We start from the raw sequence: 18,255 nt of genomic DNA, 5'->3' as shown, positions 1-18,255 counted from the left end.
CCACCCTCGAGAACCCGAGTGGCGCGGGTGGCCGCGAATGCACGGCGCCGGCGGCGCGTCGTGTGCATTCGTGGCCACCCTCGCGCCCTGCACAGGACCCGCGCAGGGCGCGAGCGCGCGGCCGGAGGGCGGGCGGCCGCGCCGGTAGGATGGGCGGGTCCGCGCAGGCGGGCGCCTCCCCTTGCGAAACGGAGCCTCGTCGCGTGTCCGACACCTCGACCGCCCCCGCCATCCCCGCCCCCGACTCGGTCGAGAACGCGCTCGCGACTCCCGAGAAGGAGCAACCCTACGGCGCGCTCGGGCTGAAGGACGACGAGTACCAGCGCATCCGCGAGATCCTGGGCCGCCGCCCCACGAGCGGCGAGCTGGCGATGTACTCGGTCATGTGGAGCGAGCACTGCTCCTACAAGTCGTCAAAGGTCTGGCTGCGCCAGTTCGGCCAGAAGGTCAGCGACGACATGAAGAAGAACCTCATGGTCGGCATGGGCGAGAACGCCGGCGTGATCGACATCGGCGAGGGCTGGGCGGTCACGTTCAAGATCGAGAGCCACAACCACCCCAGCTACGTGGAGCCGTTCCAGGGCGCCGCGACCGGCGTCGGCGGCATCGTGCGCGACATCATCTCGATGGGCGCGCGTCCGGTGGCGGTCATGGATGCGCTGCGCTTCGGTGCGGCCGATCACCCCGACACGCACCGCGTGCTGCCCGGCGTCGTGAGCGGCATCAGCTTCTACGGCAACTGCCTCGGCCTGCCGAACATCGGCGGCGAGACCTGGTTCGACCCGATCTACCAGGCGAACCCGCTCGTCAACGCGCTCGCCGTGGGCGTGCTCAAGCACGAGGACCTGCACCTGGCGAACGCGCGCGGCGTGGGCAACAAGGTCGTGCTGTTCGGCGCCCGCACCGGTGGCGACGGCATCGGCGGGGCGAGCATCCTGGCCTCCGACACCTTCACCGAGGGCGGCCCGACGAAGCGCCCGGCCGTGCAGGTCGGCGACCCCTTCGCCGAGAAGGTGCTCATCGAGTGCTGCCTCGAGCTGTTCCAGCAGGGGCTCGTGGAGGGCATCCAGGATCTCGGCGCCGCCGGCATCTCGTGCGCGACCAGCGAGCTCGCGTCGAACGGCGACGGCGGCATGCGCATCTCGCTCGACGACGTGCTGCTGCGCGACCCGTCGCTCACGGCCGAGGAGATCCTCATGTCCGAGAGCCAGGAGCGCATGATGGCCGTCGTGTCGCCCGACAAGCTCGAGGGCTTCCTCGCGGTGACGAGCAAGTGGGATGTCGAGACCAGCGTGCTCGGCGAGGTCACCGACACGGGTCGCCTGATCATCGACTGGCGCGGCGAGGTCATCGTCGATGTCGACCCGCGCACGGTCGCGGTCGACGGCCCGGTCTACGAGCGCCCGGTCGTCTACCCGAAGTGGCTCGACGCGGTGAACGCCGACAGTGCGGCGCTGCTCGCGCGCCCGACCGAGGGCCCGGCGATCAAGGCGCAGGTGCTGCAGCTGCTCGGCAGCGCGAACCTGGGCGACAAGAGCTTCATCACGAGCCAGTACGACAAGTACGTGCTCGGCAACACGGCCCTCAGCTACCCCGACGACGGCGGCATGGTGCGCGTCGACGAGGAGTCGGGTCTCGGCTTCGCGGTGGCCACGGATGCCAACGGCCGCTACTGCTACCTCGACCCGTACCAGGGCGCGCAGCTGGCCCTCGCCGAGGCGTACCGCAACGTCGCCGTCACCGGAGCGACCCCGGTCGGCGTCTCGGACTGCCTGAACTTCGGCAGCCCCGAGAATCCCGAGGTGATGTGGCAGTTCTCGAAGGCCGTCGAGGGTCTCGCCGACGGCTGTCTCGAGATGGGCATCCCGGTCACCGGCGGCAACGTCAGCTTCTACAACCAGACCGGCGACGTGCCGATCCACCCGACCCCGGTCGTGGCGGTGCTCGGCACGATCGACGACGTCGCGCGTCGCGTGCCCTCGGGCTGGCAGGACTCGGGCGACAACCTCTACCTGCTCGGCACGACCGCGCTCGAGCTCGACGGCTCGGCGTGGGCCGGCAGCATCCACGACCACCTCGGCGGTCGCCCGCCGAAGGTCGATCTGACCCGCGAGAAGGAACTGGGCGAGCTGCTCGCCGCGGCCGCGCACGAGGGTCTGTTCAACGCCGCGCATGACCTCGCCGACGGCGGGCTCGCGATCGCGCTGGCCGAGAGCGTGCTGCGCTTCGGCGTCGGCGCCCGCGTGTTCCTCGACGAGCTCATCGCCCGCGACGGCGTGGATGCGGCGACCGCCCTGTTCAGCGAGTCGACCGGCCGCGTGCTGGTCGCCGTGCCGCGCGAGGAGGACGTGAAGTTCACGCGCCTGTGCGAGGGTCGCGGATTCCCGGTGCTGCGCATCGGCGTGACCGACGCGGGCGCGGGTCGCGGCGAGGGCGAGCTCGAGGTGCAGGGTCTCTTCTCGGCCTCGGTGAGCGAGCTGCGCGACGCGTGGACGACGGTGTCGGCGACCTTCGCCTGACCCGCATCTGACGGCAGCGCGGCCCTGAGCGCTCAGCTCGGGCCGCGCGATCCGGGCGGCATGCCGCCCGGCGGCTCAGGCCAGGCGGTCCGCCGCGGCGCCGAGTGTGCGCGACAGTCCGGCGAACGAGCGGTGCGCGGCCTCGAGGTCGCCGGGGGCGATCGCCGAGCTGAAGGCGTCGGCGTAGATCGCGCCGCCGCGGTCGACGACGGCCTGCCCGGCCTCGGTGATCTCGAGCAGGTAGCTGCGACGGTCGCTGGGATGCGGTGAGCGGGTCAGCATCCCGGCTGCCTCGATGCGGTCGACCAGGCTGGTCATCGCGCCCGTGGTCAAGCCGAGGTGCTCGGCGACGCGCTTGGGCGTGACCTCGTCGGAGCCGGCGATGAAGAACAGCGCCCGGAAGTCGGTCGGCGTGATGCCGCAGCTCGCCGCCAGGTTCGTGATGAGCCGCGCGTTCTGGAAGCGCAGCACCGCGAAGGCGTTCATGACGTCGCCGATGGCGTGCTGCTCGCCGTTCTCGGCGTCGACGAGATGGAGCTGGGGCGTCGCGCCCTCAGTCTCGTCGATCGCATATGCGTCGCTCACGATGGGTCCCCTCCGGTGACGTATGCAGTTCGGATGATCTCGCCGACGGCTGTCGGCCAGAAGCTCGCCGAGGGTCGCGGAGCGCCCTCGTGCTCTCACTCTGACACAGCAGATCCCCGTGATCACGGGCGAGACGGGAGATCACCCCCTCACTGGGGACACTATCCACCTATCCGACTATCGACTCACCAGATAACTTGATCGTCGTGCTACTCGACCGGGGGATTATCGGCCGAGCAGAACACTGGGGGATCGAGCCGCCGAACGGATCGAACCCATTCCCGGCCCGACATAGACCATCTGGAGAAACCGAACCATGTCCCGTCACATCGCCCGTCCCACCCGCCGCGCCGCCAAGCTGGCCGCGTGGATCGCCGTCCCGGCCGCCGTGCTCATCTCGGGTGCCGCCGTCGCCGGCGGGTCGTACTCGGCCTTCTCGGCCACGACCTCGAACCCGACCAATAACTGGACCGCCGGCACCGTCGCCCTGACCGATGACGACAGCAACACGGCGCTCTTCACCGCGACCAACCTGAAGCCCGGCTCGACCGGCACCAAGTGCATCCTGGTCACCTCGACCGGCTCGCTCGCCTCGCTCGTCAAGCTCTACGGCACCGCGTCGGCGACGACCAACGGCCTCTCGAGCTACATCGACCTCACGATCACGCAGGGCTCGGGCGCGACCAACGCCAGCTGCACCGGCTTCACCCCGCTCGCGACCGGCTCGTCGGTCTACTCGGGCACGCTCGCCAACTTCGCGAGCAGCTACAGCAGCTACTCGAACGGCGTCTCGAGCTGGACCACCACGGGTGCCGCCTCGGAGACCCGCGCCTACCAGTTCACCTACACGGTGCAGTCGGGAACGCCGAACTCGGCGCAGGGCGGCACGGCCGCGCTCGGCTTCACCTGGGAGGCCCAGAACAGCTGACCCCTGTTCTGACCGGGTCCGGCGACGCAGAGGGAGGTCGCCGCCGGACCCGCTGACACTCCTTCCGCATCCGCCGCCCGGGAGAGACGGCGGATGCGGAGGAGATCAGCGCAGCGGACCCGTCCCGGTCCTCTCCCTCACCCGGCCTGCCGACATCCCGATCCGGCACCGGACCCATCTCGTCCCAGCCGGCCCGCGCGGCACCCCTGTCGCCGCGCGGGCCACCTCTGCACCGCACCTGAACGCACCACCCGATCCACCCGAGGACACCATGACCAGCGCACCGAGCACCGCGGCCCTCCCGGTCGCCGCCGTGCGCGTGCGCTCCGAGCGCCGGCAGATCGCCTGGGCCGACTGGACCCGCCTCGTGCTCGCGACCCTCGCCCGCACGATCATCTTCTCGATCGTCGGCGCCCTGCTCTGGACCGCGGTGCCCTCGCTCTTCGGCCTGACCAGCACCACCGTCATGAGCAACTCGATGGCGCCCCGCCTCTTCGCCGGCGACGTCGTCGTCTCGATGCCGGTCAGCACCAGCGAGCTCGTTCCCGGCCGCGTGATCCTGGTCGACGACCCCGACCACGAGGGCCGCCTGCGCATGCACCGTCTCGTGCGGGTCGAGGACGGCCAGTACTTCACCAAGGGCGACGCGAACCCCGATGCCGACTCGTCGTCGGTCACCCGCTCCGCCATCCACGGCGTCGCCGTGCTGCGCGCGCCGATGGTCGCGCTGCCCATCGTCTGGACCGCCGAGCACCGCTGGATGCTCGATGCCGCCGCCGCCCTCGGCGTCATCGCGCTCGTGGCGCTCGCCGGCTGCGACCGCCACCTGCGCCGCCGTCGCGACGAGAACGACGTGCCGATGAGCCGTCCGCGCCGTCGCCGCCGTGGCGCCACCGCCCGCCTGGCCGTCGGCATCGCCGTGCTGCTGACCACGACGGGGATGCTCGTCGCCGGCCAGGCGCACGCCGCCTTCGCCACTCCGACCGCGAACCCGACCAACACGCTCGTGGCGCAGGCCGTCGGCAACGACTGGTGCGCGGGCGTCCCCGGCAGCGCGGCGGTGCTCGACTCGCCGACCTTCTCGTGGCGCTTCAACGAGGGCAGCGGAACGACCGCCGCCGACTCGGGCGCGAACGCGCGCACGGGCACGCTCAGCTCGACGACGAACGTCACCCGCACGAGCGGCAGCTGCACGAGCGGCACCTCGTCGTACGTCACGCTCAACGGCTCCGGCAGCGTGAACCCGACGTCGGCGACCGCGAACGCGACCCCCTACGTCTACAGCCTCGAGGCCTGGATCCTGGCGCCGACCACCTCGACCGGCGGCCGCATCCTCGGCTTCGGCAACTCGCAGACGGGCACCTCGAGCTCCTACGACCGCATGATCTACCTGAACACGAACGGCCAGATCGTCTTCGGCACCTACAACGGCGGGTACAGGACGATCGCCGGCACGGCGTCGCTCAAGGACGGCGCGTGGCACCACGTGGTCGCCACGATGGACGGCAGCCAGCTCGGCCTGACCGGCACCGGCATGAAGCTCTACGTCGACGGCGCGCTCGTCGCATCGAACACGACGTACCTCACCTCCGAGGCGACGACGGGCTTCTGGCGTGTCGGCCTCGACAACATCAGCGGCTGGCCGGGCGCCCCGGCCGTCGGCGGCTTCGTCGGCTCGATCGACAGCGCCGCGGTCTACTCGACCGCGCTGACCCAGACCCAGGTGACCGCGCACCGCGCCGCCGGCCACTGATCCGGGATGCGCGGCCGGCGCCGCGCCTCCCCACCGACCCCGGCGTCGCGGGCCCAGCCGCGGCGCCGGACCACACCACAACTCCACAGACCACCGCCCGACCGCCCTCCAGACGGTCGCGGCGGGATGACGACGACGCACGGATCGGGTCCGGCGGACGTCGTCGACGACGGCGGGCCGAGGCATCGGCCGCCCACGCCGTCACCCTCGCGCGACCGGCGGCATCCAATCGCGCGCGACGGCGGCGTCGTACCCCCGACGCTGCTGCGGAGCCTGCTCCGCGCGGGGGATTCCAGGCCGTTCGGGCGCCCGGAATCCCCCGCGATCAGGTGGATGCGTCAGTCGGCGTCGCGGCTGTCGGCGCCGTCCGCGGCGCGTCGGCTCTCGATCGCGCGCCGCCGCCAGGGGACCAGCACCAGCACGGCGCCCGCGAGCGCGAGCACCGCGGCGATCACGCCCATCCGGTCGCTGTTCACGCCGGTCGCGGCGAGTGTCGATCGCGCGCGGCTCGGATCGGTGCCGGCGGCGGTTCCGCTCACCGACGGCGTCGCGTCGTCGTCGGGCGTCACCTCGCTCGCGTCGACGCCCTGGCTGGGCGAAGCGCTCGGGCTCGGCGTCGCGCTGGGCTCCTCGGACGGCTCCTCGCTCGGCTCCTCGCTGGGCTGCTCGCTCGGCTCCTCCGACGGCGGCACGCTCGGCGGGCCGCTCGGACTCGGGCTCCCGCTCGGGGCGCCCGAGGGGCCGGACGTCGGCTGCTTCTCGCGCGTGATCGTGATGCGGTAGGTCAGCGCCGTGGTGCCGTCCTGCGCGAGCACGCTCAGCGTGACCTCCGTGTCGCCGGTGCCGAGATCGACCGCCGCGAAAACGAAGCGTCCGCTCGCGACGACCTCGTTCGACACCGCCAGCTCGACGCTCGCGCCCGGGGCGATGACCTCGCCGTCGACCCAGGCGAAGCTCTCCCACCACGGCACCGCGAGCGTGTAGTCGAACACCGTCGGATCGAAGGCGGGGCTCAGCCCGGCCGGGGCGATGTGCAGCGAGTCGAGCGCCGCATCCGCCGAGGGGATGCGGTTCACCCGCACCGCGTAGGTGGTCGCCGTGCCGTCCGCAGCGTTCACGACGACGGGCACGTCGGTGATGCCGAGCGGCACGGGAACGTACTGCCAGTTCGTGCTGCCGCTGCCGGCGCCGCCGACCGTGATCGACGCGGACGAGTCGGCCGCGACGGTCTCGATCACGAACTCGCTCGTGCCCGGCGGAAGGGTGAGCGTGTAGGAGGTCGTCGCGGGGTCGAAGGCGGGCGAGAGCGTCGCGCCGGGGGCGTCGTGGATGCCGAGCACCTGCAGCGTCGAGTCGCTCGAGAGCAGCTCGGCGGCGTCCGCGGCGGCAGCGGCGCGCTCGGACGACCGTGCGAGGGGTGCGGTCGGCGCGGGCGCGTCGACGGTGCCGTTCGGTGCGCTCGGACCGCTCGGACCACCCGCCGGCGGGGTCGACGAGGTGCCCTCGCTCGGGCCCTGTCCCGGCGAGGACGCCCCCGGCTGATCCGAGGGCGTGTCGGCCGCGGGTGCGGGCGTCGGCGCGGGCGGATCGACGGGCGGAGCGGGCTCGGCGGGCGCGCCCGCAGAGCCCGCGGGCGCCTCAGCTGCGGCGGTGCCGTCGGTCGCGGGAACGGAATCGGGGGAGACGCCTTCGGGCGTCGCGACGGAATCGGGGGATCCGTCGGAGGCCTCGGCGTAGGCCGAGGCGCTGAGCATCACGCTCGTGGCTGCCGTGGACGCGAACGCGAGGGACGCCGCGATCAGCAGCGCGAGCGGTCGTCGGGTCGACCGGCACGCGGGCCTCATGCGCGGAACAGTACTCCGAGAATGCCTCACCCGGCTATCCGTGTTCCCCCGGAACAGGGGGTGATCGCCTGCGCCGCGTCGCCGCGGCACGACGAAGGGCGCGGAACCCGCAGGCCCCGCGCCCTCCTGAGTCACCCGCTCACATGGGCGGCGATCAGTCGCGCCCGATCAGCCGCGGCCGATCGGTGCGTGCCGTCAGCCCTTGCTCGTCAGGTCGTGCGACCCGGTGACGGCCTCGACCGCCTCGACCGGGGCGGCTCCGGCGGCGGCCGCGCCGGCCCCGCCGACGACCGGCTGACCGGCGGTCTCGACCGCGGCATCCGTCAGCGACAGCGATCCGGTGCGGTTGCCGGCACCGGCGCCCCAGCCCTCGCGGCGCTTCGGCTTGGCGAACCACACCACGACCAGCGCGGCGACGAGCGCCCCGAACGCCGGCAGCAGCAGAGCCTGCGACATGGCGTTCGTGAAGCCCTCCTTGAGCACATCGGGCAGGGCGCCGCTGCCGAGGCTGGCCTCGCTGAACTGCCCGCCGCCGGGCATCGCCGGCAGCTCGGCCGCGAGACGCGACTCGATCAGCGCGGCGATCGACGCCGAGCCGATGACCGCGCCGATCTGGCGGGTCGTGTTGAACACGCCCGATCCGGCGCCCGCCTGCTGCGGGGCGAGGTTGCGGGTCGCGGTGTTCGAGATCGGCGCCCACATGAAGGCGTTCGCGACGCCCATGATCGCGCTCGGGATGAGCAGCCATCCCCAGCTGACGTCGGGGCCGAGCATCCACGAGTAGAGGAAGAGCGCGACCGAGAGCAGCCCGGTTCCGATGATCGCGAAGTTGCGCGGGTTCATGGTGTCGAGGCGGCGGCCGACGAACGGCGCGAGGCCGGTCGAGATGACGGCCATCGGCACGAGCATGAGCGCCGACTGCGTCGGGCTGAAGCCGTAGACGACCTGGAAGAAGAACACGAGCGGCAGCGACAGCGAGGTCACCGTGAAGCCGACGGCCGTGATGGCGCCGTTCGCGAGCGAGAAGTTGCGGTCGCGGAAGAGCTTCAGCGGCAGCAGCGGCTCCTTGCGGTTCAGCGCCTGCCAGACGACGAACAGCACGAGCACCACGATGCCGCCCGCGATCATGCCCCACTTGGCGCCGGTCGACAGATCGTCGCTGCCCAGCTCCTGGATGCCGAACACCAGCAAGAACATGCCGATCGCGCTGAGCACGACGCCGAGGATGTCGAAGCTGTGCTGGTGGGTGTCGAGCTTCGGCACGAAGCGCATCGCCAGCACGAAGCCGATCACGCCGACGGGGATGTTGATGAAGAAGATCCACTCCCAGCCGAGGCCGTCGACGAGCACGCCGCCGAGGATCGGGCCGACGAGCGTGGCGACGCCGGCGACCGAGCCCCAGATGCCCATGGCCGCACCGCGCTTGTCGGGCGGGAAGATGCGGGTGATCACGGCCATCGTCTGCGGCGTCATGAGCGCGGCGCCGAGGCCCTGCGCGATGCGGGCCACGATGAGCATCTCGATGCTGCCGGCGAAGCCGCACCAGAGCGAGGAGAGCGTGAAGACCGTCAGGCCGGCCAGGTAGAGGTTCTTCGGTCCGAAGCGGTCGCCGAGGCGGCCGGTGATGAGCAGCGGCACCGCGTAGGCGAGCAGGTAGGCGCTCGTGACCCAGATGACCGCGTTGATGTCGGTGTCGAGGCCCTCCATGATCTTCGGGTTGGCGACCGAGACGATCGTCGTGTCGATGAGGATCATGAAGAAGCCGACGACGAGCGACCAGAGCGCGGGCCAGGGCTTGGCGATGGCGGCGCCGTGCGCGCCGGGGGCGGCCGGGCCGCCGGGAGCTCCGGACGGGGCGCCAGGGGTGGTGGTCATGGTGTGTCCTTGATGAGTCGGGTGAAGTCAGGGTCGAAGGGGTTCCAGTCGACGTCGTGGTGGTCCCACGCCACGTCGCCGGAACGGAGCCGGTCGATCAGGCCGTCGAGCCAGTCGAGCTCGGCCTCGGCCATCCGGATCGCGAAGGCGACGTCGATCCAGTAGGCCTCGGGCACCTCGCGGGCGCCGAGCTTGCGCACACCGCCGCGCAGCTGCTCGAGCCGCTCGCGCGACTGGAGCTGGCGGTTCTCGAGCAGACGAGCGACCTCGTCGGCCTCGATGTTGTGCGCCTCGGCGAGGGCGAGGGGGAACAGCGGGTACTCCTCGACGCGCTGGCCGAGCAGGCCGGCGAGCCGGTCGGCGAGCGCCGCGCGCCCGCTGTCGGTGATCTCGTAGGTGGTGCGCTCGGGTCGGTTGCCCGCGCGCTCGGTGCCGGTCGCCCGCACGAGACCCTGCCGGGCCAGGCGATCGACCGTGTGGTAGAGCGAACCGGGACGCACCTTCACGAGGCGGTCGTCGTGCCGCTGCACCATCAGCTGGAACATCTCGTAGGGGTGCATCGAGTGCTCGCGCAGCAGCGCGAGTGCGGTGATCGCGAGCGGTGTCAGCTCGGACATGGATGCCCCTTCTCGGTTATTCCATGTGGAATATACGCCGCGGAATAATGAACGCGCAAGCCCGCATCCGTGAACTCGGGATGACCGTCGCATCCGCCGCCGACATGGGCGCGCGCCCGCCGCCGACACGCGGACGACCCCGCCGGCCGAAGCCGACGGGGTCGTCAGGTGTCGCTGTCGCCGCGCGCGCCGCGACGCCGCTCAGGCCTCCGCCTGCAGCCGCTCGTGGTGGTGGATGACCTCGGCCACCACGAAGTTGAACCACTTCTCGGCGAAGGCGGGGTCGAGCTGCGCCGCCAGCGCCAGCTCGCGCAGGCGGGCGATCTGCGTGCGCTCGCGTTCGGGGTCGCTCGGCGGCAGGCCGTGCTTCGCCTTCAGCCGGCCCACGTTCTGCGTGAACTTGAACCGCTCGGCGAGCAGGTGCACGAGCGCCGCGTCGATGTTGTCGATCGAGAGGCGGATGCCGGCCAGCTGCTCGATCGCCTCGACGCGCTCGGCGTCGGCGCGCTCGGCCGCGGCGCGCTCGGCGTCGGCGTTCTCATCGGGAGTGGGCACCGCATCCGTCATGCCCCGAGCCTAGCGAGCAGGCTCAGGATGCGACGCGCGGCTCGGTCGCGAGGGCCCGGCTCTGCAGGGGGCGGGTCGCGAGGAGTCCGAGCAGCACGAGCCCGAGGCCCGCGAGCAGGGCGGCGACGATCATCCCGACCGACACCGGCGCGAGCACGAGAGCGAGACCGGCGAGCGGCAGCACGACGACCGCGGCCACGACCGCCGACGTGATCGACGTCGTCAGCAGCGGCACGAGCACCGTGCCCACCCGCGCCCGCTCGATCACCGCGAGCGGCACGCCGAGGTGCCCGAGGCTGCGGCTCACCTCGGCGCGGTCGAGGATCGTCGCGGCCTGCGTCACGCCGACGGCGCACGCGACCATGAGGAACGTGCCCACGACCGTCACGATCACGCCCGTGCGGATGTCGAGCGCGAGCAGCGCATCCTGATCACGCAGATCCCCCGCGTTCATCAGGTTCAGCAGCGCCGCCCCGGTGCCCGCGAACACGGCCACGAACGCTGCGGTGGCGCTCGCGCTCACCTGCCGCCACGCGGCCTTCGGCGACTCGAGGATCACGCGGGCCGCCAGCAGCCGCTCCGGCGTGGATGCGCTGCGCACGCGCCGGCGGGCGACCACGGCGATCAGCCAGGGTCCGACCAGGTTCATCAGCGCGAGCGCCCCCGCGAACGCCGCCCCGGCGAGCACGATCATCACGACCACCGACCCGGCCGCGCCGAGCACCGACGACGCGAACGAGGCGCCCGCGATGCCGAGCACGCCGACCGCGACGGCGATCCAGCCCTGCTTCGGGGCGTCGCTGCGCATCCGCACGCCGAGCGGAGACAGCACCACGCGACGCAGTCCGAGCACGGCCGACAGGATCGCGACGAGCACGATGCCGGCCACGACCAGCACCACCCCCCACGGCGACACGAGCACGTTCGCGGCGCCGAGCGGAGCGCCGGCGAAGGGGATGAGCCCGACGAGCGGGGCGACCGCGAGCGACAGCACTCCGCCGAGCAGCGCGCCGGCCAGCGCCAGCGCCCCCGACTCGAGCACGGCGACGGCGCCGACCGTGCCCGAGCTCGCGCCGAGCAGACGCAGGGTCGCGAGGCGGTCGTCGCGGCGCCGGGCCGCGAGCCGGGCGGCCGCGCCGCCGAGCGACAGCAGCGGGACCACGAGCAGGGCGAGCGCCACCACGGTGAGCAGCTGGTAGATCGCCTGCAGGTCGTTGTCGAGGGTCCAGAGCGTCTGGGCCCCGCCGATCACGGTCAGCAGCAGGGTCGTCACGACCGCGAAGGCCACGATCGGCAGCAAGGTCAGGCCGAGCCCGGCGCGGCCTGGGCGCGCGAGCATCCAGGTCAGGCGGGCGATCATCGGCCGGCCCCGGACGCGGGGGCGGCCGCGGCGGGGGCGGTCGCGGCGGGGGCGGCGTCCGCCGCCACGATCCGCCCGTCGCGCATGTGCACGGTGCGCGAGCACCGCGCGGCGACGTCGGCGTCGTGGGTGACGACCACGAGGGTGCGGCCGTAGTCGACGGTCATCCGCAGCAGCGCATCCATCACCTCGCGCGAGGTGTGCGAGTCGAGGGCTCCGGTCGGCTCGTCGGCGAAGATCACCGGGGCGCCGGTCACGACCGCGCGGGCGATCGCGACGCGCTGCGCCTGCCCGCCCGAGAGCTGGCCGATGCGGCGCTGCTCGAGTCCGGCGAGCCCGAGGTCGGCGAGCCAGGCCGCGGCCTGCTGCTCGGCCGCGGCGCGGCGCACTCCGCCCACCATGAGCGCCAGCGCGACGTTCTCGATCGCCGTCAGCTCGGGCACCAGCAGCCCCTGCTGGAACACGAAGCCGAACGCCTCGCGCCGCAGCCGCGAGCGCTCGGACTCGGGCAGCCCGGCGATCTCGACGAATCCGCCGGGGCCGGCGAAGCGGATGCCGCCCAGGTCGGGCACGACGATGCCGGCCAGGCAGTGCAGCAGCGTCGTCTTGCCCGATCCCGAGGCGCCCATGATCGCGATCGACTCGCCGCGGCGCACCTCGAGGTCGACTCCCGCGAGCGCCGCCGTAGGGCCGTAGGTCTTGTGCAGGCCGCGCGCGGTGAGCACGGGGTAGAGGTCGGCGGGCGGTACGGCGGGGGCGGACGGCGCGGGCGCGGCCGCGGCCGCCGTTGCAGGCGCGGACGGTGCGGTCGCCGCGAGTCCGGGTTCCGGGGAGCTGATCGGTGAGGTCATGCCCCCATCCCACGCGGATGCACACCCGCCCGCGTCGGCGCCGAGTCGGGTCTCGGCGGCGCGCGTCATCCCCCGGGCCTCGTCCGCGGGGATGACGCCCGAGCGGCGCGACGGTCGAGATGCGCCGTCGCTGACCGGCCCCGACCCCGTCACGCGGCGACGCACGGGAATCGCGCGGCCGCGCATCCCGTTGCCCCTCGGGTACGCAACGGAAGGAACACCATGCGCGTCCTGCTCACCAGGGGAACCGGCCTCATCGGAACCGCCACCCTCGCCGCCCTGCTCGACTCCGGCCACGAGGTCGTCGCCGTCGTGCGCAGCAGCGAGTCCGCCGCCAAGGTCTCGGCCGCCGGCGCCACCGCCGTGATCGGCGACCTCACCGACCGCGACTGGCTCGGCGCGCAGCTGCGCCACGTCGACGGCGCGATCCACCTGGCCACCGACAACGCCGGCCCGGCCCTCGACGACGCGGTCGTGGATGCGGTGATCACCGCGTTCGGACCGACCGACAAGCCCTACGTGCACACCGGCGGCATCTGGGTCTGGGGCTCCGCCGCCGACATCAGCGAGGACGACGCGCAGAACCCGCCCGCGATCACCGCCTGGCGCGCCGGGCCGGAGGGACGCATCCTCGGCTCCGACGTGAAGGCGACGCTCATCGCGCCCGGGATCGTCTACGGCCCCGGCGGCCACGGCATCCCGTCGCTGCTCGCCGATGGACCGCGCGACGCGTCGGGCGCGCTCGAGCTGATCGGCTCGGGCGAGCAGCACTGGACCACCGTCGCCGTCGGCGACCTCGCCGAGCTCTACGTCATCGCGCTCGAGCGCAGCGACGGACACACGACCTACATCGGCGCCAACGGCCAGAACCCGACGGTGCGCGAGCTCGGCGAGGCGATCGTCGGCTCGTCCGGCTCGGTGACGTCCGGCACGGTCGAGTCGGCGCACGAGCGCCTCGGCGAGGCCTTCGCGGATGCGCTGCTGCTCGACCAGCAGGCCCGCGGCACGAAGGCGCGCAGCGAGCTCGGGTGGGAGCCGAACGCCCGCTCGCTCGTGGCCGAGCTCACGGCCGCGCGCGGCTGAGGCGCGGCGCCCGCGGCGCACGTTCACAACTCAGGAGAATCGGCCGGATCCGCCGCCGAACGTGCGGGATCGGGGCGATTCTCCTGAGTTGCGTTCGGGCGGGGTGCGCGGCGGGAGCCGTGCATCCACTCGCCGTCGGCGCGGGTCAGACCGTGAAGTCGATCGCCGCGCGGCTCGCGACGAGTGAGCCGATGAACTGCGCCACCTCGACGTGCGCGGGGTGCACGACGTAGGCGCGCAGCCCCTCCTCGTCGTCGAAGTCGGAGTCGATCGCGAAGTCGCCGTTGCGGTCGATGCCGGTCGAGTCGGCCGGTACCTCCATGCGCTTGATCTCGGGAATGACGTCCATCAGCCCCACGAGGCGGGTGCGGATCTCGGCGATCTGCTCCGCCTTCTCGGCCGGGTCGTCGGTCTTGAGGGTGAAGATCAGCACGTGGCGCAGCATGCGGTCAGCCTATTGCGGTCGCCGCCCGCTCAGCCGAGCGCGACGGGGGCGTCGAAGCGGGCGAGGCGCTGCTCGAGACCGGTGCGCACCTCATCCCATTCGTCGATGAGGATCGAGTGCACGGCGGTTCCGCTGAAGGTGCCGTCGGCGCGCACGCGGTCACGGCGCAGCACGCCCTCGAAGGTCGCGCCGAGCTTGAGGATCGCCGCCCGCGAGCGCTCGTTCTGACTGTCGGCCTGGATGCGCACGCGCCCGTATCCACTGGCGAAGGCGTGCCCGAGCAGCAGCAGCTTCGTCTCGGGGTTCACCTGCGTCCCCCAGACGCGGGGATCATAGCCCGTCCAGCCGAGCTGCGTCTCCTCGCGGTGCTCGTCGAGGTCGCCGAGCGTGGATGCGCCGACGATCGTGTCGGCGTCGGGTCCGCCGACCAGGCGCACGACGAACTTGCGCGCGTTGTCCGCGTTGCCGTAGCCCGCGACCCAGTCGCCGAAGGCCGCGCGATCGGCGGGGAGTCCGGCGGGGCCGCCGCCGAAGCCGCCCGCGAACACCTCGGGCTTCGCCAGCGCCGCGAACAGCCCGTCGGTGTGGGCGTCGGCGTCGAAGGGCTCGAGCCGCACGAAGCGGCCGGTCAGCACGGTCGGGGCGGGGCGGGTCGCGGTCACCCGTCCATCCTGGCGAGGGATGCGCCGGGCGCGCGAATCGCGCGGCGGGCCACCGCGCATCCACTGGCCCGTCTCGCGGTCAGCGGTTTCGGATGGAGCGCACCGCGAAGCCCCCCTCGGGCTCGAACACGTCCCCCATCCGCAACGGCGCACGCGAGACGATCCGTGCATCGACGAGTCCGGGCCGCGCCATCCACGCAAGGACGCCGGTCGGCGTCAGCAGTTTCGGATGGAGCGCACCGCCAAGCCGCACAGAGGCTCGACCACGCGCCGCATCCGCAACGGCGCGCGCGCACGCACGCCCGGCGAGACGCCCGGCGAGACGGCGCACGCGCGGACCCGCGCCGGGCCCGACGCGCCTCAGTCGAGCAGGTCGTGGCGCACGACGATCGCGTCGCGGCCGGGGCCGACGCCGATCGCCGACATGCGCGAGCCGCTGAGCTCCTCGAGCGCGAGCACGTAGTCCTGCGCGTTCTTCGGCAGGTCGGAGAACGCGCGGGCACCCGAGATGTCCTCGCTCCAGCCGGGGAACTCCTCGTAGATCGGCTTCGCGTGGTGGAAGTCGCTCTGGTTCACGGGAAGCTCGTCGTGACGCACGCCATCCACGTCGTAGGCGACGGCGACCGGGATGGTCTCGAGGCCGGTGAGCACGTCGAGCTTGGTCAGCACGAAGTCGGTGACGCCGTTGATGCGCGCCGAGTAGCGGGCGATCGGCACGTCGTACCAGCCGGTGCGACGGCGGCGGCCGGTCGTGGTGCCGAACTCGGCGCCGCGGTCGCTGAGGAACTCGCCCCACTGATCGAACAGCTCGGTCGGGAACGGTCCGGCGCCCACGCGCGTCGTGTACGCCTTGACGACCGCGATGACGCGGTCGAAGCGGGTCGGGGCGACGCCCGAGCCGGTCGCGGCTCCGCCGCTGGTCGCGTTCGACGAGGTGACGAAGGGGTAGGTGCCGTGGTCGACGTCGAGCATGGTCGCCTGGCCGCCCTCGAACAGCACGGTCTTGCCCGCATCCAGAGCCTGGTTCAGCACCAGACCGGTGTCGGCGACCATCGGCGCGAGGCGGTCGACGTAGCTCAGCAGGTCGTCGACGATCTCGTTCGCCTCGATCGCCCGGCGGTTGTAGACCTTGACCAGCAGGTGGTTCTTCTGGTCGAGGGCGCCCTCGACCTTCTGGCGCAGGATGTTCTCGTCGAACAGGTCCTGGATGCGGATGCCGACGCGGTTGATCTTGTCGGCGTAGGCGGGGCCGATGCCGCGACCCGTGGTGCCGATCTGGCGCTTGCCGAGGAAGCGCTCGGTGACCTTGTCGACCGTGCGGTGGTAGTGCGTGATGACGTGCGCGTTGGCGCTGACGAGCAGCTTCGACACGTCGACGCCGCGGCTCGAGAGGGCCTCGAGCTCCTGGAACAGCACGGCGATGTCGACGACGACGCCGTTCGCGATGACGGGCGTGACACCGGGGGTGAGGATGCCGCTGGGCAGCAGGTGCAGGGCGTACTTCTCGTCGCCGACCACGACCGTGTGGCCCGCGTTGTTGCCGCCGTTGAACTTGACGACGTAGTCGGTGCGGCTGCCGAGGAGGTCGGTGGCCTTGCCCTTCCCCTCGTCTCCCCACTGAGCGCCGATGAGCACGATTCCGGGCATGCCGATCTCCCATTCGTTCGGAGGGATTACACCCCACCCTATCAACGCTCGTGTTTCGGGCCGGTGACCGCGCGTCCAGGTTCGGCGGGTGGATGCGCGGCGCTCGACTTCGCGCGACGCATCCGCTTATCTTGCACAATGGTGTGCAAGATCGTACGATGGGCGTCGTGAGAGAGAACCGAGCCCCGCGCCGCGACGCGGCCGCCAACCGCGAGGCGCTGCTCGACGCCGCCCGCGTGCTGCTCAACCGCGAGCCGGGCGCCTCGCTCGAGGCCATCGCCGCCGAGGCCGGCCTGACCCGCCGCACGGTCTACGGCCACTTCCCCAACCGCGACGCCCTGCTCGACGCCCTCGCCCAGCGCGGCAGCGAGCGCGTCGTCGCCGCGATCGCGAGCGTCGACGAGGCCGACCCGGTGCGCCGCCTCGCACTCATCGCCGTGCGCGCCTGGGATGAGATCGCCGGCGTGCGCGTCATGGCCGTCACCACGGTGCGCGGCCCCCGCGCCGAGATCGTGGATGCGGCCCTCACCCCGCTGCGCCGCCGCATCGCCGAGGCCCTCGACGAGGGCGCCGCCGCCGGGCGTCTGCGCGACGACATCCCCGCTCCCCTGCTCGCGCGGCTGGTCGAGGACGCCGCGCTCGCGGTCTTCGCGGCGAGCGTGCGCGACGGGCTGTCCGACGCCGAGAGCCGCCGCCTGGTCGTCTCGCTCTCACTCACGACCGCGGGCCTCGGCTGGCGCGACGCCGCCGAGCTCATCGCGGCCGACCCCGACCTCGTGGCAGCGCCCGCCCGCGTCGACCCGCTGTGGCCGCCGACCGTCGCGATCGACGTGGTGGCCGACGCCGCGGCCGCCGACGCCTCCGGCACCGCCCCCGAAGGAGCCGCCCGATGAGGATCGCCGCCCGCCACCTCGCCCTCGGCACCGGACTCGGCGCCGAGGTGCCCGCACTCGATCTGGTCGCCGCGACGTCGTCCGCGCATCCGGCCGCCCCCGTCGCCGTGGCGGTCGAGACGGCCGAGCGTCCGCAGCTGCTCTCGCTGCTGCTCGGCGGACGCCTCAAGCCCACCGACGGCGCCGTGCTGATCGACGGCGACGACGACACCGCGGCGCTGCGCCGCCGCGTCGCCCTGGTCGACACCCCCGGCACGAGCGAGCCGAGCCCCGGCGTCGCCGTGCGCACGGTCGTGGCCGAGGAGCTCGCCTTCGCAGGTCTGCGCTCGGGCCGACGATCCGTGGATGCGGTGCTCACCCAGCACGGCCTCGCCGACCACGCGCGCACGCCGATGCGGGCGCTGCCGGCTGCCGCGCGCATCCGGCTGCTCAGCGAGCTGGCGCTGCTGCGCGACGGCGTCGAGGCGCTCGTGCTGACCTCGCCCGAGCGGCACGGCGGCGATCCGCGCGATTGGTTCGGCGAGGTGCGGCAGGTCGCGGCGCGCGGCGTGCTCGTGATCGTCGTGACCGATCAGGCGACCGCCGGACTGCTGCGCGCCGCGGGGGCCTCCGACGGGACCCCGGCG

At 72.7% G+C, this 18,255-nt stretch carries 16 protein-coding genes (1 of these 16 cut by a window edge); 6 read left to right on the top strand and 10 right to left on the bottom strand.

Annotated features, from left to right (window positions below; genetic code table 11):
- The first annotated feature begins 149 nt into the window (after positions 1–149).
- Complete coding sequence (gene purL, locus FJ658_RS03000) at positions 150–2,519, top strand: phosphoribosylformylglycinamidine synthase subunit PurL (protein ID WP_181408300.1); 2,370 nt, start codon at positions 150–152, stop codon at positions 2,517–2,519.
- A gap of 75 nt (positions 2,520–2,594) precedes the next feature.
- Here purL and FJ658_RS02995 read toward each other — a convergent pair whose 3' ends face one another.
- Entirely contained in the window at positions 2,595–3,104 is a 510-nt protein-coding gene (locus tag FJ658_RS02995) for a MarR family winged helix-turn-helix transcriptional regulator (protein ID WP_141143887.1), read from the bottom strand.
- A gap of 316 nt (positions 3,105–3,420) precedes the next feature.
- On the opposite strand from FJ658_RS02995, the gene FJ658_RS02990 reads away from it, so the two are divergent.
- On the top strand, positions 3,421–4,032 hold the full coding sequence (locus FJ658_RS02990; protein ID WP_255447523.1) for a CalY family protein: 612 nt from the start codon (positions 3,421–3,423) through the stop codon (positions 4,030–4,032).
- A gap of 271 nt (positions 4,033–4,303) precedes the next feature.
- Entirely contained in the window at positions 4,304–5,785 is a 1,482-nt protein-coding gene (locus FJ658_RS02985) for a LamG-like jellyroll fold domain-containing protein (protein WP_141143886.1), read from the top strand.
- 338 nt (positions 5,786–6,123) lie between these two features.
- Here FJ658_RS02985 and FJ658_RS02980 read toward each other — a convergent pair whose 3' ends face one another.
- The 6 genes from FJ658_RS02980 to FJ658_RS02955 all read right to left on the bottom strand — a co-directional run bounded on the left by FJ658_RS02980 (position 6,124) and on the right by FJ658_RS02955 (position 12,899).
- Positions 6,124–7,629: a cadherin-like beta sandwich domain-containing protein gene (locus FJ658_RS02980; protein ID WP_141143885.1), complete on the bottom strand. Its 1,506-nt coding sequence runs from the start codon at positions 7,627–7,629 to the stop codon at positions 6,124–6,126.
- 195 nt (positions 7,630–7,824) lie between these two features.
- Positions 7,825–9,504, bottom strand: a complete 1,680-nt coding sequence (locus FJ658_RS02975) for an MDR family MFS transporter (protein WP_141143884.1) — start codon at positions 9,502–9,504, stop codon at positions 7,825–7,827.
- Positions 9,501–10,121 carry a PadR family transcriptional regulator gene (locus FJ658_RS02970; protein ID WP_141143883.1) on the bottom strand — a complete coding sequence of 207 codons (621 nt, stop codon included), beginning with the start codon at positions 10,119–10,121 and terminating at the stop codon, positions 9,501–9,503. Before FJ658_RS02970 ends, FJ658_RS02975 begins: the two co-directional genes overlap by 4 nt.
- Positions 10,122–10,322: 201 nt before the next feature.
- Positions 10,323–10,688 (bottom strand): chorismate mutase, encoded by a 366-nt coding sequence (locus tag FJ658_RS02965; protein WP_141143882.1) that lies wholly within the window; start codon positions 10,686–10,688, stop codon positions 10,323–10,325.
- A gap of 22 nt (positions 10,689–10,710) precedes the next feature.
- Entirely contained in the window at positions 10,711–12,048 is a 1,338-nt protein-coding gene (locus FJ658_RS02960; protein WP_141143881.1) for an FtsX-like permease family protein, read from the bottom strand.
- The gene (locus tag FJ658_RS02955) at positions 12,045–12,899 is read right to left on the bottom strand and encodes an ABC transporter ATP-binding protein (protein WP_141143880.1); all 855 of its coding nucleotides are present in this window, start codon (positions 12,897–12,899) and stop codon (positions 12,045–12,047) included. The genes FJ658_RS02960 and FJ658_RS02955 overlap by 4 nt, the downstream gene beginning before the upstream one ends.
- 222 nt (positions 12,900–13,121) lie before the next feature.
- Here FJ658_RS02955 and FJ658_RS02950 point away from each other — a divergent pair, with 222 nt between their 5' ends.
- Complete coding sequence (locus tag FJ658_RS02950) at positions 13,122–13,982, top strand: NAD-dependent epimerase/dehydratase family protein (protein WP_141143879.1); 861 nt, start codon at positions 13,122–13,124, stop codon at positions 13,980–13,982.
- Positions 13,983–14,127: 145 nt separating this feature from the next.
- On the opposite strand, the gene FJ658_RS02945 is transcribed toward FJ658_RS02950, so the two are convergent.
- The 3 genes from FJ658_RS02945 to FJ658_RS02935 form a co-directional block, all read right to left on the bottom strand.
- Complete coding sequence (locus FJ658_RS02945) at positions 14,128–14,427, bottom strand: Dabb family protein (protein ID WP_141143878.1); 300 nt, start codon at positions 14,425–14,427, stop codon at positions 14,128–14,130.
- A gap of 29 nt (positions 14,428–14,456) precedes the next feature.
- Positions 14,457–15,089, bottom strand: a complete 633-nt coding sequence (locus tag FJ658_RS02940; RefSeq protein ID WP_141143877.1) for a GNAT family N-acetyltransferase — start codon at positions 15,087–15,089, stop codon at positions 14,457–14,459.
- 360 nt (positions 15,090–15,449) lie between these two features.
- On the bottom strand, positions 15,450–16,736 hold the full coding sequence (locus tag FJ658_RS02935; RefSeq protein ID WP_141143876.1) for an adenylosuccinate synthase: 1,287 nt from the start codon (positions 16,734–16,736) through the stop codon (positions 15,450–15,452).
- Between the two features lie 167 nt (positions 16,737–16,903).
- On the opposite strand from FJ658_RS02935, the gene FJ658_RS02930 reads away from it, so the two are divergent.
- The gene (locus FJ658_RS02930) at positions 16,904–17,629 is read left to right on the top strand and encodes a TetR/AcrR family transcriptional regulator (protein ID WP_255447522.1); all 726 of its coding nucleotides are present in this window, start codon (positions 16,904–16,906) and stop codon (positions 17,627–17,629) included.
- On the top strand, positions 17,626–18,255 hold the 5' portion of the coding sequence (locus FJ658_RS02925; protein WP_255447521.1) for a YhgE/Pip domain-containing protein. 2,154 nt of this gene lie beyond the right edge of the window; the window shows 630 of its 2,784 coding nt (coding positions 1–630); the start codon lies at positions 17,626–17,628; the stop codon falls past the right edge of the window. The genes FJ658_RS02930 and FJ658_RS02925 overlap by 4 nt, the downstream gene beginning before the upstream one ends.

Source organism: Schumannella sp. 10F1B-5-1 (genome assembly GCF_006517535.1).
Lineage (GTDB): Bacteria > Actinomycetota > Actinomycetes > Actinomycetales > Microbacteriaceae > Schumannella.
Note: the sequence above shows the minus strand (reverse complement) of the source record. Positions and strands in the feature narration are given on the sequence as shown.

Coding starts and splice junctions, on each gene's coding strand:
- FJ658_RS02960 (WP_141143881.1), bottom strand. CDS start 12,048: ATGATCGCCCGCCTGACCTGGATGCTCGCGCGCCCAGGCCGCGCCGGG.
- purL (WP_181408300.1), top strand. CDS start 150: ATGGGCGGGTCCGCGCAGGCGGGCGCCTCCCCTTGCGAAACGGAGCCT.
- FJ658_RS02985 (WP_141143886.1), top strand. CDS start 4,304: ATGACCAGCGCACCGAGCACCGCGGCCCTCCCGGTCGCCGCCGTGCGC.
- FJ658_RS02945 (WP_141143878.1), bottom strand. CDS start 14,427: ATGCTGCGCCACGTGCTGATCTTCACCCTCAAGACCGACGACCCGGCC.
- FJ658_RS02955 (WP_141143880.1), bottom strand. CDS start 12,899: ATGACCTCACCGATCAGCTCCCCGGAACCCGGACTCGCGGCGACCGCA.
- FJ658_RS02990 (WP_255447523.1), top strand. CDS start 3,421: ATGTCCCGTCACATCGCCCGTCCCACCCGCCGCGCCGCCAAGCTGGCC.
- FJ658_RS02935 (WP_141143876.1), bottom strand. CDS start 16,736: ATGCCCGGAATCGTGCTCATCGGCGCTCAGTGGGGAGACGAGGGGAAG.
- FJ658_RS02975 (WP_141143884.1), bottom strand. CDS start 9,504: ATGACCACCACCCCTGGCGCCCCGTCCGGAGCTCCCGGCGGCCCGGCC.
- FJ658_RS02980 (WP_141143885.1), bottom strand. CDS start 7,629: ATGAGGCCCGCGTGCCGGTCGACCCGACGACCGCTCGCGCTGCTGATC.
- FJ658_RS02970 (WP_141143883.1), bottom strand. CDS start 10,121: ATGTCCGAGCTGACACCGCTCGCGATCACCGCACTCGCGCTGCTGCGC.
- FJ658_RS02950 (WP_141143879.1), top strand. CDS start 13,122: ATGCGCGTCCTGCTCACCAGGGGAACCGGCCTCATCGGAACCGCCACC.
- FJ658_RS02965 (WP_141143882.1), bottom strand. CDS start 10,688: ATGACGGATGCGGTGCCCACTCCCGATGAGAACGCCGACGCCGAGCGC.